General features: G+C 34.1%; 15 protein-coding genes. 10 read left to right on the plus strand and 5 right to left on the minus strand.

Going from position 1 to position 12,781, the window contains the following annotated elements; translation table 11 throughout:
* Nucleotides 1–250, plus strand: a 250-nt coding sequence (locus GMD78_RS17025) for an IS3 family transposase (RefSeq protein WP_155670492.1), incomplete at its 5' end; no start/stop codon positions are given.
* A gap of 86 nt (nt 251–336) precedes the next feature.
* On the opposite strand, the gene GMD78_RS17030 is transcribed toward GMD78_RS17025, so the two are convergent.
* Together GMD78_RS17030 and GMD78_RS17035 are read right to left on the minus strand one after the other, a co-directional pair.
* Entirely contained in the window at nt 337–1,356 is a 1,020-nt protein-coding gene (locus GMD78_RS17030) for a potassium channel family protein (RefSeq protein ID WP_155670494.1), read from the minus strand.
* Between the two features lie 145 nt (nt 1,357–1,501).
* Nucleotides 1,502–2,410, minus strand: a complete 909-nt coding sequence (locus GMD78_RS17035; protein WP_155670496.1) for a zinc dependent phospholipase C family protein — start codon at nt 2,408–2,410, stop codon at nt 1,502–1,504.
* Between the two features lie 269 nt (nt 2,411–2,679).
* Between GMD78_RS17035 and fumC the strand changes: the two genes are divergently transcribed.
* Nucleotides 2,680–4,065 (plus strand): class II fumarate hydratase, encoded by a 1,386-nt coding sequence (fumC, locus tag GMD78_RS17040; RefSeq protein ID WP_155670499.1) that lies wholly within the window; start codon nt 2,680–2,682, stop codon nt 4,063–4,065.
* Nucleotides 4,066–4,223: 158 nt separating this feature from the next.
* Nucleotides 4,224–4,427: an alpha/beta-type small acid-soluble spore protein gene (locus tag GMD78_RS17045; protein ID WP_155670501.1), complete on the plus strand. Its 204-nt coding sequence runs from the start codon at nt 4,224–4,226 to the stop codon at nt 4,425–4,427.
* Between the two features lie 267 nt (nt 4,428–4,694).
* Here GMD78_RS17045 and GMD78_RS17050 read toward each other — a convergent pair whose 3' ends face one another.
* On the minus strand, nt 4,695–5,792 hold the full coding sequence (locus tag GMD78_RS17050; RefSeq protein ID WP_155670503.1) for an ABC transporter ATP-binding protein: 1,098 nt from the start codon (nt 5,790–5,792) through the stop codon (nt 4,695–4,697).
* A gap of 193 nt (nt 5,793–5,985) precedes the next feature.
* Complete coding sequence (locus GMD78_RS17055) at nt 5,986–6,870, minus strand: PucR family transcriptional regulator (protein WP_155670505.1); 885 nt, start codon at nt 6,868–6,870, stop codon at nt 5,986–5,988.
* A 218-nt stretch (nt 6,871–7,088) separates the two neighbouring features.
* On the opposite strand from GMD78_RS17055, the gene GMD78_RS17060 reads away from it, so the two are divergent.
* The gene (locus GMD78_RS17060; RefSeq protein ID WP_155670507.1) at nt 7,089–7,448 is read left to right on the plus strand and encodes a YlbF/YmcA family competence regulator; all 360 of its coding nucleotides are present in this window, start codon (nt 7,089–7,091) and stop codon (nt 7,446–7,448) included.
* 141 nt (nt 7,449–7,589) lie between these two features.
* On the plus strand, nt 7,590–8,360 hold the full coding sequence (locus GMD78_RS17065) for an enoyl-CoA hydratase (protein ID WP_155670509.1): 771 nt from the start codon (nt 7,590–7,592) through the stop codon (nt 8,358–8,360).
* Nucleotides 8,361–8,407: 47 nt separating this feature from the next.
* On the opposite strand, the gene GMD78_RS17070 is transcribed toward GMD78_RS17065, so the two are convergent.
* Complete coding sequence (locus GMD78_RS17070) at nt 8,408–8,593, minus strand: YhzD family protein (RefSeq protein ID WP_155670511.1); 186 nt, start codon at nt 8,591–8,593, stop codon at nt 8,408–8,410.
* Between the two features lie 166 nt (nt 8,594–8,759).
* On the opposite strand from GMD78_RS17070, the gene GMD78_RS17075 reads away from it, so the two are divergent.
* The 5 genes from GMD78_RS17075 to GMD78_RS17095 all read left to right on the plus strand — a co-directional run bounded on the left by GMD78_RS17075 (nt 8,760) and on the right by GMD78_RS17095 (nt 12,775).
* On the plus strand, nt 8,760–8,969 hold the full coding sequence (locus GMD78_RS17075) for a helix-turn-helix transcriptional regulator (protein ID WP_155670513.1): 210 nt from the start codon (nt 8,760–8,762) through the stop codon (nt 8,967–8,969).
* On the plus strand, nt 8,959–9,276 hold the full coding sequence (locus GMD78_RS17080) for a DUF2178 domain-containing protein (protein WP_196493853.1): 318 nt from the start codon (nt 8,959–8,961) through the stop codon (nt 9,274–9,276). Before GMD78_RS17075 ends, GMD78_RS17080 begins: the two co-directional genes overlap by 11 nt.
* Before the next feature lie 14 nt (nt 9,277–9,290).
* The gene (locus GMD78_RS17085) at nt 9,291–10,190 is read left to right on the plus strand and encodes an ABC transporter ATP-binding protein (protein WP_155670518.1); all 900 of its coding nucleotides are present in this window, start codon (nt 9,291–9,293) and stop codon (nt 10,188–10,190) included.
* Nucleotides 10,183–11,433 (plus strand): ABC transporter permease, encoded by a 1,251-nt coding sequence (locus GMD78_RS17090; RefSeq protein ID WP_155670520.1) that lies wholly within the window; start codon nt 10,183–10,185, stop codon nt 11,431–11,433. The genes GMD78_RS17085 and GMD78_RS17090 overlap by 8 nt, the downstream gene beginning before the upstream one ends.
* 115 nt (nt 11,434–11,548) lie before the next feature.
* Nucleotides 11,549–12,775 (plus strand): metallophosphoesterase family protein, encoded by a 1,227-nt coding sequence (locus GMD78_RS17095; protein ID WP_343042415.1) that lies wholly within the window; start codon nt 11,549–11,551, stop codon nt 12,773–12,775.
* The last annotated feature ends 6 nt before the right edge of the window (nt 12,776–12,781 follow it).

Consider the following 12,781-nt stretch of genomic DNA (forward strand, 5'->3'; position numbering starts at 1 on the left):
AAGGATGGTTAAGAAATATGATTTAGGCCAATCCATGTCAAGACGAGGAAACTGTTGGGATAACGCCCCACAAGAATCATTTTTTGGGCATTTTAAAGATGAAGCATATATTAAACCTTGTGAAACCTTAGATGAGTTAAAGCGAGAAATTAAGAGTTATATGACTTATTACAACAACTACAGATATCAATGGAATCTAAAAAAGATGACCCCTGTACAATACAGGAATCACCTTTCCAGTGTAGCATAGTCTTTTTTTAAATAGTCCTTTACAAAGGGTACATTTTAAGATAGAAACGTGCTTTTTAATGGTATAAAAATTACAGCATCTAACCACTACCAAGCTTGTTGTATCAAATGGTATGTTTCTTTATTGCAAATGATATATAAACTAGTATCCACAGGGATCTCTTCGTCTAAACGTCTAATGATACTTAGGTCATTATTGGCAGATATTAAGTTTGCTCCTCTATCTCTTAATCCATTAAAAGCATCTCGAAAGGTTTTCCATGTTGGGTCCGGTTTTACCATCCAGAGGTCATCTCCAAATCTTTTACTCAGTAATTGCATAAATAACTGACTAGATCCATGGTGTTGCATTGATTTAGCCATGAGGAAGGAGAACGCATCATTTGAAGGTATAAATTCATCTATTTTTACATGATTAAACATTCTCACGTCATCGTCACGAATCATTTCAACAATCGTATAGATATCTTTATCATGTTCCATTCCATAACTCTCTATCGAAGAAGCAATTAAAAGAGACTTTCCGTCAGCAGAAACTTCATCTTCTTCTTCTGGTGAAAAAATAACAACTGAATTGGAGCGCAGTACATTTGCCTTATCCAAAATTTCATAGCTTGTAGGATCACCTTGTATGAAATAAAAATTATTATGTTCGAAAGGTGTTTTATCTAATTGATCTATTAAAACAACATCTCTATCAGCAGCATTATTTTGTAAAATTTCATCGAGCGTTTTTCTCGCTTTTGTAGACCACCCGATGATGACATAATGATCGTTACCGTTATAACTCAATTTTCCTTCCTCCTTAAGTCTTCTGTACAGTGTAAATGAATCAACAATTTTACCAAGTATGATACCAATTAACCCTATACCTGTTAGATAAAGAAATATCCCAAAAATTTTTCCAACATAGGTAACAGGGGAATAATCACCATATCCCACGGTAGTTACAGTTGTCATTACCCACCACAAACCGATAAAGGGATTTTTAAAATTATCTGGTTCAATAAAATAAATAATAAATGCACATGAAATATAAAATACAAATGCTATCGTAATTAGTTTTAATGTGTTGATCTTTATTGCTTTTTTTATTAACTCAAACATGTAAACTCCTCCGAGCTAATTAGTTATAAATACTCTATATTAAATATTCCCAACTAACAGCTTAAAATATGCTAGGTTCACAACTTTAGCATATTAAAAAAGAAAAAGGAGCTTGGAATATGATCCAAACTCCTTACTACCCATATTAAACAATTGGGTCACAATATTTATTTTCGAGATTTAAATTTAAAGGTTTTCCTGTGTCATAGGAAATATCACCAATTAATTCTCTCAAATGTGTTTCCGTAACGTTTTCATCTTTCCAGTATTTTAAGATGGTGGAGCCGATTTCTATAGCTTCGATTCGCCCTTGTTCATATAAGTCGATAAAACTTTTGGTGCATGGTTGATTTGTTGCTGGGTGATACCATGTTGTTCTATCCTTATTCAAGTAATCCACATTATCTTTAATTGGGCGATGAGAATATGATGAAATGAGAGAAGCTAATAGAGCATTCTTCCACCCAAACGGGTCGGATAATATTCTTAAAGCGAGCTTCATGTCACGATAAGATTTTTCAATATAATAAGTTGTTTCTTCCTCAACCATTGGGTAATGTTTTTTGATCGTTTCATGTAGAAGTTCTATAATATCCTCATGTAATGAAGGTCCCACATTTATTTCTTTATAAACAGGAACTTTCCAGGTTTTTATATTTTTATCTTTTTCCATCATTAAGGTATCGATACAAACCTCAAGCTTTTGGTGTTTATTTCCTTCATAGCCCGCTCGGTAATGGATATATGGATGTGTGTTTCTATCTAATATGTGATGGGTAACGAAACCAAAGACATAGGCCTGTACCTCGGGAATAGAGCTTTTTGCAGATGTTATTAAATCCATTAAAAATGCTCCGCAATGCCTCTGATGAAGCAGCAATCCAATATCTTGGATATGATCTTCCTTGATCCATGGCCAAAAGTTGTAATAAAAAAATGGATCCGGACCTTGAGCCCCTAAGTTCATATAATGTTCATAGGTTGGGAACGGATTTTTTCCGATGGAATCTACTACATCTTCGCAAAAAAGCATATGTGTCCAAATATTAGGCATACGAAAATCCTCCTTATAAGACTAAAAAAAGCATAACGACATATGCTTCAATGAATGTGCCATCCATATAAATTATTGACTATATATAGTATAAATCAAAATAGTACAAAGATGGTGTGAAAAGTAAAGACAATTTTGTGACCATATTGGACTTTTTAACAACAATTAATATTTTTTCTTCTGATAAACAGAAATATATTAACTATTATTAAAAATTTGGTACAATAGGGGAGGGTTTAAAAAAGTAAAGACATTGGGAGGAATACACAATGGATTATCGCATTGAACGAGATACATTAGGAGAAGTAAAAGTTCCCGCTGATAAATCTTGGGGGGCACAAACACAGCGTAGTAAGCAGAACTTTCCAATCGGCGATGAAAAAATGCCTACCGAAATAATAAAAGCGTTTGCAATCTTGAAGAAGAGTGCAGCTAAAGCAAATAGTGATTTAGGGTTAATGGATGCCAAAAAAGCTGAGGCAATTGAATATGCTGCAACTCAAGTAATTAATGGTGAGTTAAATGATCATTTTCCATTAGTTGTTTGGCAAACTGGAAGTGGTACACAATCTAATATGAACGTAAACGAAGTGATCGCTTTTGTAGGTAATGTATGGTTAAAAGAACAAGGTAGTGACCTTACCCTACATCCAAACGATGATGTTAATAAATCACAAAGTTCAAATGATACGTATCCAACAGCTATGCATATTGCTTCTGTATTAAAATTAGAGGATGTTGTATTACCAGCATTACGAACATTAAAAGATACATTAAAAGGAAAAATGGATGCATTCCAGGATATCGTTAAAATTGGTCGCACGCATTTGCAGGATGCAACACCATTAACACTTGGACAAGAAATAAGCGGATGGCATCGTATGCTTGAAAAATCGGAAAATATGATTACACAAAGTGTAGAATATTTAAAAGAACTAGCAATTGGTGGAACTGCTGTTGGAACTGGATTGAATGCTCATCCAGAATTCTCGGAACGTGTTTGTGACGCAATTAATGAATATACTGGTAAGGATTTCGTTTCTGCGCCAAATAAATTCCATGCATTAACAAGTCATGATGAAACGGTATATGCACATGGTGCATTAAAAGCACTAGCGGCTGACTTAATGAAAATTGCTAATGATGTTCGTTGGTTGGCAAGTGGTCCGCGCTGTGGTATTGGTGAAATTACTATTCCAGCTAACGAGCCAGGAAGTTCGATTATGCCTGGAAAGGTTAACCCTACACAAAGTGAAGCAGTTACGATGGTAGCAGCTCAGGTTATGGGAAATGATGCAACAATAGGATTTGCAGCAAGTCAAGGTAATTTTGAACTAAATGTATTTAAACCAGTTATTGCTTATAACTTCTTACAGTCTAGCCAATTACTTGCTGACAGTATGCTTTCATTTGATGAACGCTGTGCACAAGGGATTGAACCAAATCACGAACAAATTGAAAAATATCTGAATGATTCATTAATGCTTGTAACGGCATTGAATCCACACATCGGCTATGAAAATGCAGCAAAGATTGCAAAGAAGGCATTTGCAGATAACTCAACATTAAAAGAAACGGCAGTAGATCTCGGACTTTTAACAGAAGAAGAGTTTGATAAGTATGTTAATCCAAAAGAAATGACACATCCAAAATAAAATATAAGTTTAGCCCGTATTGTCAAACAGTTGATAATACGGGCTTTTTATATGTTCTTAAAAATTGTAGAAAAACATGAACAAATTACCAACTATTATTTGTGATAAGAATTGGGTTTCCTGCTCACAATAGTTAGTACAGAAGGAGGTGATATCACATGGCAAATAACAATAATAACAACCAATTACTTGTACCTGGTGTACAACAAGCTCTTGATCAAATGAAGTATGAAATTGCTACTGAATTTGGTGTTAACTTAGGAGCTGATACTACTTCTCGTGCTAATGGTTCTGTTGGTGGAGAAATCACTAAACGTCTAGTTCAAACAGCTCAACAACAATTAAACGGACAATCTCAATAAATATGGCCTCTGGGGGAAAACCCCTTACAGATAAGGGAAAGTCAATAATGACTTTCCCTTTTATGATGACTTTTTAATAACAAATAAGTAAAGTAATAGACGATCAATACTCCCGGTGCAACTATGAAATATTTGGTTAGAATGAAGTTTATAATTAGTGGTAGTATTTACTAAAGTATAGAAATTAATTCCATTATTTATAAAAAATATGTATAAAAATAAAAGGTGTTCCAGCTAGAACACCTTTTATAAACACATGCTGTTAAACTAGCGAATACGTAATTCAGTTTCTGCATCAAAGAAATGACATTTATTCATATCAAAGGCTAGATCAATGCTGTCTCCACCTTGAACGTCTGAACGAGAATCAACACGAGCAATAAAATCTTGATCATTTATTTTTGAGTAAAGGAATGACTCTGCACCCATTAACTCAGCTACATCGATATGAGCTGTAATTTTTGTTTCTGGTGTTGATTCGATAAATACAGGCTCATCATGGATATCTTCTGGACGGATTCCTAGAATAACATCTTTATTTACATAGCCTTGTTCACGAAGTACTTTCATTTTACCTTCAGGAACTTTAACTTTTACATTTTCCATTTCAAAATGAGTTTCCGTTAACTTACCGTTTAAGAAGTTCATAGAAGGTGATCCGATAAATCCACCTACGAAAACATTCTCAGGACTGTCATATACATCTTTTGGTGCACCAACTTGTTGAATTATACCATCTTTCATAACAACTAAACGTGTTGCCATCGTCATTGCTTCTGTTTGGTCATGGGTAACGTAGATGGTAGTTGTTTGTAAGCGTTGGTGTAACTTTTGGATTTCAGCACGCATTTGTACACGTAATTTTGCATCCAAGTTTGATAAAGGCTCATCCATTAAGAATACCTTTGCATCACGTACAATCGCACGACCTAAAGCAACACGTTGACGTTGACCACCAGAAAGAGCTTTTGGTTTACGATCTAAATATGCTTCTAATCCTAGGATTTTTGCAGCATTTTGAACACGTTTATCAATTTCATCTTTCTTAAATTTACGGAGTTTTAATCCGAAAGCCATGTTATCGTATACATTCATATGCGGGTAAAGTGCATAGTTTTGGAATACCATTGCGATATCACGATCTTTTGGTGCTACATCATTCATCTTTTTATCATCAATGAATAAGCCACCATCAGTGATTTCTTCAAGACCTGCAATCATACGTAATGTAGTTGATTTACCACAACCAGATGGTCCAACGAATACGATAAATTCTTTATCTTGAATATGAAGATTAAAATCATCTACTGCAATAACTTCCTTGTCATACTTTTTCTGGATATGTTCTAAGCGTAACTCTGCCATTTTTTATTCCCCCAATTTGTAAGCGTTTTACTATATTAAGTATAGCCTAGTAGAAAATAGTCCGTAAATAGTAAAGATGCACAAAGAAGTTTGTCCTCTTTGTGCATCTTTACTAGGTGGGTAGAAAGTGCTAGTAGATAACAAAGGTTTTCACTGTGAGTGCTTATCGGAAACCTTCGTTATCTAAGCGTATTTAATTATTAGCTAATAATGCTAAGTAGACGGTTAAAGCCTGATGAAAGTCCCTTACATCGATCCCAGTGGCTTCATAAAACTTGTCTAATCGATATTGAAGACTGTTTCTATGCATGTATAGCTTTTTAGCAGCAACTGATATATTTAAATTACTTTCAAGAAATACTTCAATCGTTTGTAATAACTCCTGATCCGTTGCAAAATCTTTTAATATGGTCTTAGAGATTTCTTTTTTATAAGAGGCTTCTATCTGGTCAATGAGTATATATGGTATAACTTCTACATAAGACAACACATTTTTATCTGTATACGAAAAAGACATTTTCGCACTACGCAATAGATTCTCATAATGTTCTTTTACAAGATGCAAGTCTTCACGAAATGGCCCAACTAGGAAGTTGATTTTGACATATAAATCACTCATCAAAATATCAATTATTTTTTCATAGGAGATATCTTCCTCGGCATGTTTTTTTTGCTCTTCAATAATAATACCTTCTTGTTGATTTTCCCAAAGAATAGTAATGTCCATAGCAAATAATTCATTCAGTGCTTCTTTAAATGATATTGGATCGATTTGATTATTGGAAATGGAAAAATACACAAATCTATAAGTTATATTAGCATCTAGTTGCATGTTAGAATGGTTAGTAATTCTATTTTCCCAGAGTTTTTCTTTTTGAGTCGGAAGTGGAAAGGTATGGGTATATGGCTCTAAAAAAGTAGCAAGTAAACCCTTATCCTTAGATGTCAGTTCACTTTTATGTATGCCGATTAACTCATTTGTATCATGAAGGTACCATTCAAAGTTAGAGTCTAGATTTTGGTCAATATCGGTAAGGATAATTAAAGAAGGAAAAATTTTTTTTAGTTGTGTAATCATATGTGAAAATCCTCTTTTCTTCTAAGCCTTTAATTTAATTATAGCAGTATAAAGGAAAGTGAAAAAACAATATATCGTCCTATTTGATTTTTCGAATCGCTATACATGAACCTATTCGTTTGTTACACTTTATAAAGTGAAAAAATTAAAGTATATGAAAAACAAATACTGAAGGTTTTTCAATAGATGCTTTAGTAATAATTAAAAGGAGGCTAACCATGCCAAATATTTATGATAGTGCATATGATATGGAAAAAGCGATACGTGAGAGTGAGGAATTTCAAGGATTAAAATCAGCTTTTGAAGCTGTAATGAATGATCCTTCTGCAAAGCAAATGTTTGATAACTTCCGTAATACACAGATGGAGCTACAACAAAAACAAATGCAAGGTGAAGAAATTACAGAAGAAGAAGTTGAAAAAGCACGTCAAGTGGTAGAATTAGTTCAACAACATGAAGATATTTCAAAACTAATGGAACAAGAACAGCGTTTAAACATGATGATTAATGAAGTGAGCCAAATCATTACAAAACCGTTAGAAGAACTATATGGTGCACATGAGGAACAAGCTGAATAATTTTTACGTAAAACTGCAGATTTGTATCTGCAGTTTTTTATATGGTAAATTTCTTATCCTGTATAAGTACATTTCTAATATTCATGCAGGAAAATGATGAAAAAAGGGAGAATGTATATTATAGAAAAGGGGGAGATCGTAATGTCGATTGTTAAGTATGAAAGTAAAGACAATATTTCATATATTCATTTAAATCGTCCAGAGCGGTTTAATGCTTTGAATAAGGAAATGTTAGAGGAATTTTTATATGTGTTAGAAACAGTAGAAAAGAATGATGATAAGGTTATCGTACTAGCTGGAAATGGTAATGCTTTTTGTGCTGGTGGAGATATCAACATGATGAAGGATTTTGCTAATAAAGAATTTTTCGATGGGGTTATGGATACAATCAGTGCAGTTGTAACGAAGCTGTACATGATGCCTAAAATCGTTATTTCCGCTGTACAAGGCTCTGCTGCAGGTCTAGGGCTAAGCATAGCATTAACTGCTGATTATGTGGTCGCGCAAAATGAATCTAGATTTGGGATGCTGTTTATTGGAGTAGGTTTAGCCCCCGATGGTGGTGGACATTTTTGGTTAGAGCAACGACTGGGAGCCCATCAAGCAAAACAATTTACTTGGGGAATGCAACAGGTTCAAGGGCAGGAAGCCAAACGTATGGGACTCGTTGATGTATTAACAAATGAAAGTGTAGTAGAGACAGCAACAAAAATCGGACAAAAAATATTAACAACTCCGACTGTAGCTATGCTAAAAACGAAAATGATGTATCATACGAAAAACCAAGCAACACTGGCATATTATTTGAAGGAAGAAAAGAAATCTCAATGGGAATTACGTAATACAAAAGACCACCAGGAAGGGGTACAGGCGTTTTTGGAGAAAAGAAACCCTGTATTTAAAGGAGAATAATTAATTGAAAACGACTTCAGTGATTGAAGTCGTTTTTTGCACCAAAATTATCGATGAAATAAGACTAATTTCGCATCTGGTGAAACACATCGATGTGTATGTTCACTGTATCCTTTTTCAGCTAGCTTTGAAGAACCGACTTCTTTTGCTTCTTGATCATTTTTTGCCTCAAAGGATTCATCTAATAATTTTTCTCCAGATTTATCAAATACCGTTAATACGTACGTACGCATGACGTTGCCTCCTTGACGTTTTTCATATATACAATATTCGATAACCACAAGAATAATCCTTCTTTTACAAACACTTTCCTTTAAATTGTAAAGTAAACTTGACAGGGAAATGAATGTAATGTAAACTTTACGTAAAGTTAACTTTACTAAAAAGTAGGAGATAATCATGAGAACGCTTATTCGTGAAAAACGTAATGAAATGAACATGACGCAGGAGGAGTTATCAAAGGCATTGAAGGTTTCTAGACAGACTATTATTTCACTTGAAAAAGGAAAATATAAACCTTCATTAGTACTAGCGCATAAACTCTCGCAAATATTTAACTGTTCAATTGAGGAATTATTTATTTTTGAGGGGGATGAAAATGTTGAGTGAAGAATTCTTACAAACTCCGTGGGTAATATTGATTATGCTTGGAAATTATGCTTTTTTAATAGCATTATTTTTCCTGCAACGTCATTTAGGAAAGAAAAAACACCGTTATGATGAGCGTTATTACCAAGTAAATAATCAAGCAAAGGGGAGAACTTGGGATATAATGCTTGTTGTCATGCTTATTGCTTGGCCGCTGGTTGTTATGTTTGATGGCATTTCCTTTAGTTTTTTCTTATTGTCCATACTCTATGTGCTGCATTGTCTCATTTATGGTGTAGCTTCTGCTTATTATAATGGAAGAGAATAAGGGAGGGAAATATAATGACATTATTACTGAACAATGTAACCAAACGATTTGGAGAAAATATCGCTGTAAATAATCTATCTTTAGAAATCCCAGAAAGTGAAATGTTTGGTTTTCTTGGAGGAAATGGTGCAGGTAAGACAACTACCTTTCGGATGATTCTCGGTTTGTTGGATCGTACCAATGGTGATATTTCTTGGAATGGTGAAACAATTAATTATGATAAAAGTCATTTAATTGGTTACTTGCCAGAAGAAAGAGGGCTTTATCCAAAATTAAAAGTAAGGGATCAATTGATTTATCTCGGAAAATTACGAGGTATGAGTAAACACGAAGTAGATTCAGAACTAAATAATTGGTTAGAGCGGTTTAAAGTTCCGGAATATATAGACAAAAGAGTTGAAGAATTATCGAAAGGGAATCAGCAAAAAATCCAGTTTATCTCCGCTGTTATTCATAAGCCAAAGCTACTTATTCTGGATGAGCCTTTTTCTGGACTGGACCCAATTAATGTCGAAATGTTAAAGGAAGCTGTATTAGAGTTAAAAAATCAAGGGACGTCTATTGTTTTTTCATCACATCGAATGGAACATGTTGAAGAATTGTGTGAGCATTTATGTATTCTACATAATGGAGATCAAGTAGTTCAAGGTTCTTTGCGTGATATAAAACGTTCCTTTGGGAAGAAGAACTTAATGGTTCATGGGGATTTTTCAGTGGACTTTTTACAGGATATCCCTGGAGTATTGAGATATAAGAAGGTAGCTGATGGCTGTGAACTACAAATTGAGCATGAGGATGTATCACAAAAAGTGTTTGCTTCTTTACAAGGGAAAGGATTTGTACGTAAATTTGATTTAGAAGAACCTTCTTTAAATGATATTTTCATTGAGAAAGTAGGTGCAGCATATGAATAAGTTTTGGATTATTTTATCACATACCTATATGACTAGATTGAAGACTAAATCATTTTATATTAGTACAGCAATCATTCTGTTATTTATTATAGGTATGGCAAACTTTCAGACGATTGTTGATATATTTTCAAGTGATGACAAAGACACAATAGCAGTTATTGATAAATCAGATGTACTTTTCGATTCATTACAGGAAAGTGTTTCAAATTCTAATGAAGATGTTGAGATAGTATCAGTAGATGAGAGCGAAGGAGTTATTAAAGAATCGGTTAGAGAAGGGATTTATAAAGCGCTTGTTGTGTTGGAGTTAAATGAGGATCAAGTACCGGAAGCAACTTACTACTCCAATACCATTACAGAAACAGCTGTTCAAATGGTATTAGAACAGCAATTACAACAATTGAAAATTGCAATGGCTACACAAGCTGCTGGGATTGATCAAGCAACTATTACGGAAATATATGAGCCGATCACTTTTCAACGAATAGCACTTAATGAAAGTGCGAAAACTGATGAAGAGTTAAATCAAGCACGTGGAATCGTGTATATTATGTTATTCTTGCTTTATATAGCTGTACTGATGTATGGAACAATAATTGCTACAGATGTGGCTACAGAAAAATCGTCAAGAGTGATGGAAATTCTAGTCTCCAGTGCATCCCCTGTGACACATATGTTTGCTAAAATTACAGGAATAGCTCTTTTAGGTTTAACACAAATCTCTCTATTTGTAATAGTAGGTTATACACTTATTCAGTCTAAACAAGAGGAGTTAACAGGGGGAATCTTTGAATACTTTGGGATTCAAGATACTTCACCTACTGTTTATATTTACGGGATTATTTTCTTTTTATTGGGGTATCTACTGTATGCAACCTTGGCAGCAATGTTAGGGTCATTAGTAAGTAGAGTAGAGGATGTTCAACAATTAATTACCCCGATGACGTTATTAGTGGTAGCTGCCTTTTTAATTGCGATGTTTGGGTTAAGTATGCCGGAATCAACACTAGTTACCGTTACATCTTTTATACCTTTTTTTGCACCTATGCTAATGTTTTTGCGGATTGGAATGTTAGAAGTACCGTTTTGGGAAGTTGCAATTTCAATTAGTCTACTAATAGGTACAATTATTCTTTTAGCACTTATTGGTTCAAGAGTTTATAAAGGTGGAGTGTTAATGTATGGTCGTTCAAGTTCATTAAAGGATATGAAAAAAGCAATCGAATTAACCAAGAAAGAGTAAAGATAAGGTCGCGAAGTTTAAGCGACCTTTTCTATTGTTAAGATAACGAACGTGCATTCGCTTTCTTGTTTTGTTAAAATAAATTTAAAAAGGAAATAAGCTGGAGGTGAGCTTAGTGTCAACGGAAGTTTCATTTATTCATGCAGCGGATTTACATTTAGATAGTCCTTTTAAGGGATTGGCACATGTTCCAGATCAACTGTTTAAAGAAATACGAGAAAGTACATTTAAGGCTCTTGAAAATTTAGTATCGACTGCAATTGTAAAGCAAGTGGATTTTGTAATACTTGTCGGTGATTTATTTGATAATGAACGCCAAAGCTTGAAAGCACAAGTGAAATTGAAGAAGGCTTTTGAGGAGTTGGGACGACATCACATTAATGTATACTTATCTTATGGAAATCACGACTTTATTAAAGGGAATATTCATCCCATTACATATCCCTCAAATGTATTTGTATTTTCACGTGAAGAAGTAGACCACTTTACTTATATCAAAGGTGGCCAACCTCTAGCAAATATCTATGGTTTTAGCTATGAAAATAGAGCCGTAAAACAAAAAAAGGTTTCTGAGTATAAAATAAAGGATCCAAACGTCCCTTATCATATCGCTATGTTGCACGGAAGTATAGCGAGTAATACGGAGCATGATTTGTATGCACCATTTCAATTAGGAGATTTAATGCAAGAGCATTTTAGCTACTGGGCATTAGGACATATTCATAAGCGAGAAGTACTTAAATTTAAGCCACCTGTCGTCTATCCTGGTAATATACAAGGGCGAAGTCGAAAAGAATCAGCGGAGAAAGGCTGCTATCATGTTAGATTAACAGAAACGAATATGCAAACAGACTTTATTCCTCTACAAGCAATACAGTTTAATTCCATTTCAGTTGATTTGTCTCATTGTAAGGAAATACATGAGGCCGAAGCCTATATACGATCGGAAATAGCAGAAAACGATCAACTAGATGTACCACAGCTTCTTGATTTAACAATACAAGGAAATACAGAAAAACTGAAGCAGTGGAAAAATGAACAGTTACTAGAAGATGTCATAGAAATTATCAACGAAAGCTTTATAGAAACAAAAATTTGGTCTTATGTATACCGGTATCAGATAAGCATATCCGAACAGGATGCTTTTCGATCATATGAAGGAGAGCACTTTATCGGGGAACTTACTAGACAATTAAAAAATGCATCCATAGCAACTTATATAAGCGAATTATATCAGCATAAGGATGCAAGAAAATATATGGAAAAACTTTCGACTGAAGACATAGAAGAAATAAAAAGGGAAGCTTATGACCTATTAATACATGAGCTTCTTGAGAAATGAGGTGAG

Origin of the sequence: Ornithinibacillus caprae, from assembly GCF_009728145.1 — a bacterium.
Taxonomy (GTDB): Bacteria; Bacillota; Bacilli; order Bacillales; family Amphibacillaceae; genus Ornithinibacillus; species Ornithinibacillus caprae.

What these genes read in the sequence shown, in the direction of transcription:
- GMD78_RS17060 (WP_155670507.1), top strand. Translation starts at nt 7,089, where the DNA reads ATGCCAAATATTTATGATAGTGCATATGATATGGAAAAAGCGATACGT.
- GMD78_RS17075 (WP_155670513.1), top strand. Translation starts at nt 8,760, where the DNA reads ATGAGAACGCTTATTCGTGAAAAACGTAATGAAATGAACATGACGCAG.
- GMD78_RS17055 (WP_155670505.1), bottom strand. Translation starts at nt 6,870, where the DNA reads ATGATTACACAACTAAAAAAAATTTTTCCTTCTTTAATTATCCTTACC.
- GMD78_RS17090 (WP_155670520.1), top strand. Translation starts at nt 10,183, where the DNA reads ATGAATAAGTTTTGGATTATTTTATCACATACCTATATGACTAGATTG.
- GMD78_RS17085 (WP_155670518.1), top strand. Translation starts at nt 9,291, where the DNA reads ATGACATTATTACTGAACAATGTAACCAAACGATTTGGAGAAAATATC.
- GMD78_RS17070 (WP_155670511.1), bottom strand. Translation starts at nt 8,593, where the DNA reads ATGCGTACGTACGTATTAACGGTATTTGATAAATCTGGAGAAAAATTA.
- GMD78_RS17080 (WP_196493853.1), top strand. Translation starts at nt 8,959, where the DNA reads ATGTTGAGTGAAGAATTCTTACAAACTCCGTGGGTAATATTGATTATG.
- fumC (WP_155670499.1), top strand. Translation starts at nt 2,680, where the DNA reads ATGGATTATCGCATTGAACGAGATACATTAGGAGAAGTAAAAGTTCCC.
- GMD78_RS17035 (WP_155670496.1), bottom strand. Translation starts at nt 2,410, where the DNA reads ATGCCTAATATTTGGACACATATGCTTTTTTGCGAAGATGTAGTAGAT.
- GMD78_RS17030 (WP_155670494.1), bottom strand. Translation starts at nt 1,356, where the DNA reads ATGTTTGAGTTAATAAAAAAAGCAATAAAGATCAACACATTAAAACTA.
- GMD78_RS17045 (WP_155670501.1), top strand. Translation starts at nt 4,224, where the DNA reads ATGGCAAATAACAATAATAACAACCAATTACTTGTACCTGGTGTACAA.
- GMD78_RS17050 (WP_155670503.1), bottom strand. Translation starts at nt 5,792, where the DNA reads ATGGCAGAGTTACGCTTAGAACATATCCAGAAAAAGTATGACAAGGAA.
- GMD78_RS17065 (WP_155670509.1), top strand. Translation starts at nt 7,590, where the DNA reads ATGTCGATTGTTAAGTATGAAAGTAAAGACAATATTTCATATATTCAT.